The organism is Thermococcus sp. (assembly GCF_027012695.1).
Lineage (GTDB): Archaea > Methanobacteriota_B > Thermococci > Thermococcales > Thermococcaceae > Thermococcus.
This window is the reverse complement of sequence record NZ_JALUYR010000046.1, coordinates 1-3,142: the sequence shown is the minus strand read 5'-3', so window position 1 is coordinate 3,142 and position 3,142 is coordinate 1. Positions and strand designations below refer to the sequence as shown.

Sequence of the window (3,142 nt, the reverse complement as noted above, 5' to 3'; positions counted from 1 at the left end):
TTCTTTGTCTCCAACCTTACATCATAAATATACCCATCCCTTTTTATAAATGTTCCTGTTACTATTAGCAATTTGTTTTTTTCAGAGTTCTGTTTTATGAACCCATTCTTCCAAAAGGAGCGAGAGTAAAAGAGTGCATGCTTATGCGCTCACCACCACCTTTTTAAACCTCCCAGCGAAGGGCCGAGCATGGAGCTGTTTTACAGGATAAGCTTTCAGGAGGTAGTCGCGGACGCTTTAAGCTTAGTTGAGGAGCGCGAGCTTTCTTCCAAGCACGCCCTTGAGAGGGTCTTCAGGAAAGTGGCAGGAAGGGACCGTGAAAAGGCGCGCGGTTTGGCCCACGCTTACGTCTTCGAGATCGAGAAGTGGCGGGCAAAGATAGACTTCATAATCAACTCGGTTTTGAAAGGCTCAACGGTTGAGGATTTGGACCCCTATTTGGTGAACCTCCTCCGCATAGGGACGTTTGAAATCCACTTCCGGAAGGTTCCGCCGGCGATAGCGACCGACTCGATAATCCGCGTCGTCAAGGAGCGCTTTGACTTCAGCAGGGCAAAGTTTGTCAACGCCCTCATGCACTCGGTGGAGAAGTTCGACGTCGAGAAAGCGTTGAAAAGGCTGAAAGAGAAGGACCGAATAGCGTGGTTGAGCGTTCGCTTCTCCCACCCGCGCTGGTACGTTGAATACGTCATAGACCTGCTCGGCTACGACGAGGCTGTAAGGCTTCTCCTCAGCAACAACAGGCCTCAGCGCTATTACGTCAGAGCCAATACGCTGAAGACGGACGTTGATTCTCTCCGAGATTACCTCGAGGAGAACGGTGTGAAAACCGCTCTGACTCCGGTTCCCGACGTTCTGAAAGTCCTCGAGTACAAGACGCCTGTCACGAGGCTCGACTGGTACAAAGAAGGAAAGTTCGTGATTCAGGATTTGGCTAGTGCCTACGTCGCCCACGTTCTGAATCCTGAACCCGGTGAGAGGGTTCTCGACTTAGCAGCGGCCCCAGGTTCAAAGACCTTCCACGCCGCGGCGCTTATGGAGAACAAGGGCGAAATAGTGGCGGTGGATTATTCCTACGACAGGCTCATGAGAATGAAGGAGAAAATGAAACTTCTGGGAATCAAAAACGTCAGGCTCGTTCATGCGGACGGCCAGAACTTTAAGGACAGAGCTAAATTCGACAGAATAATCCTCGACGCGCCGTGTTCAAGTTCGGGAACCTACAGGCAGTTTCCGGAGGTAAAGTGGCGCTTTGATGAAAAGAAGATTAAGCGCCTCATAAGCGTCCAGAGGAACATGCTCAGAAACGCTTACGAGAACCTTCGCAAGGGCGGAGAGATGACCTACTCGACGTGCTCGATTAGGATTGATGAGAATGAAGAAAACGTGCTCTTCGCCGTTGAACGGGTCGGTCTGGAGCTAATAAAGGAGAGCTTCAGCTGGGGCGATAGGGGCTTTCTCGAAATAGGGGATAAGGTCTTCAGGGCGTGGACCCATAGACACGACTGCAACAGCTTTTTCATAGCGAAGATGGGAAAGGGTTAAACAATCCTCTTAATTTTCACAATGGAGAGTGTGGCATCTAACTTTGACGAAGTCTTCACACTGGCTAATCTTTTCAGAGCTGGCTACTTTTCAAAAAAACAAGAAAGAGGAAGCTAAAAGGCTCATGGAGGGAACTGCATGAATACATCGAAGAGTACAGGGACGTTTCTGGACAGTAGCATCATAATCAATGCTATAGTCGAGACTGAGCTCACCAAGTTTACCGATAACTTCCCCTTCATATTTTCCCCGGAGGAAGGAAAAGACCAATAAGGGGGAACAGGGACACTACACTTTACATTTTTCCTTGGCCTGCCTGATTCTCTCGGAGGAAGCCCATTCGTACGGATAATTGATATCTGCCTTGAGTTTTGATGTTGCCACTGCGTAGACAACAGCCACTACGGTGAGCAACAGATAGTTCTCACTCAAATACAGATTGATCAGACTTGCCACAATGGCAAGGGTAAGCCACATGATATCAATCAAGGCAACTCTATACTTAACCTCTCCAAGGGAGAGACACTCCTTTTTTTTACTTAGCTTGTCCACCTTTGAGATAGTAAAAAGGAACCAGAAACCCCCAAACAGGACCACGAACCCCAGAGCAAATTTCACAGTCTTAACGTCATTTCCGACAGTTCCAAAGATAAACGAAAAAATAAAAGAAGCAGGTATGCTCCTTATCAAATTTAACTTAAATCGTGTTTTCCAATTAGGATCTATCATTCAAGTCCCTTCCGTATTGATGTAGGACAAATTCCTCCGGGGGAACATGGTGGCCACGGTGGGGTTGATTTCCAAGGATATGCAGTCGTGGAGTATTCAATGTTGTCTTCCCAGGTCTTGTCCCACATGCCTTTTCCCCAACCCAAAACCCCTCCAACGATCTGGCCTACGGTCCAACTGGCTACTCCTGAGACTACTGGATCCCCATCTAGATATATCCCCACTCCAAACGATAGTAGTTCCAGTGTGGGGGTGTTGTAATCCCAGTTGTGAACATATTTAAAACTCGTACTAAGGATTATTCCGTTGAAATCAGTTTTTGGAGTTACTGCCACCCATATCCTCCCCCATCTTAAGTCATCGCCTACGGGTATCCTGATAAAGGCATAATAAACTTTATAGTGCCTTCCATTGTAGTATAGATATTTCTCTGGAGTATATCTGAATATTATATCTGCATTGCCTACTTTATATTCGTCACCATAAACAGTTTCTGCATATACTCGGGGCTCATCCTCATAGAATAAGTGCTTATATCCCCCATACCACATTTCCCATGGGAATGCTATCACTATCGCATCGTCTCCCCCATCAGCTAGTTCTGGCAAACCACTCCATTCCCACTCAAAGGGGAGATATAAGGTACCCTGGTACACATAAGCCAAGTCCGCACGGAACGTAACTGTAAGCTGATCCTTATCTCCAAACACCATCGGGGATATCGGTGCGGTTTTAGAAACTTCCAGAGATATCTTTGAAGCAACCGATTTCTGAGGTACAAACGCTTTGGGATATGACATTGCCAGGGTAGTTTCTGCCGTTGCCAATACCACCAACAATCCCAACAAAATACCCACCAAGTATTTCC

At 47.1% G+C, this 3,142-nt stretch carries 3 protein-coding genes; 1 reads left to right on the top strand and 2 read right to left on the bottom strand.

Features of this window, described 5'->3' with window-relative positions; translation table 11 throughout:
* The first annotated feature begins 189 nt into the window (after positions 1 to 189).
* The gene (locus MV985_RS02855) at positions 190 to 1,545 is read left to right on the top strand and encodes an RsmB/NOP family class I SAM-dependent RNA methyltransferase (protein ID WP_297461334.1); all 1,356 of its coding nucleotides are present in this window, start codon (positions 190 to 192) and stop codon (positions 1,543 to 1,545) included.
* 288 nt (positions 1,546 to 1,833) lie between these two features.
* On the opposite strand, the gene MV985_RS02850 is transcribed toward MV985_RS02855, so the two are convergent.
* Positions 1,834 to 2,235 (bottom strand): hypothetical protein, encoded by a 402-nt coding sequence (locus MV985_RS02850; protein ID WP_297461331.1) that lies wholly within the window; start codon positions 2,233 to 2,235, stop codon positions 1,834 to 1,836.
* A 35-nt stretch (positions 2,236 to 2,270) separates the two neighbouring features.
* A partial coding sequence (locus tag MV985_RS02845; RefSeq protein WP_297461328.1) for a hypothetical protein occupies positions 2,271 to 3,142 on the bottom strand: 872 nt, incomplete at its 5' end.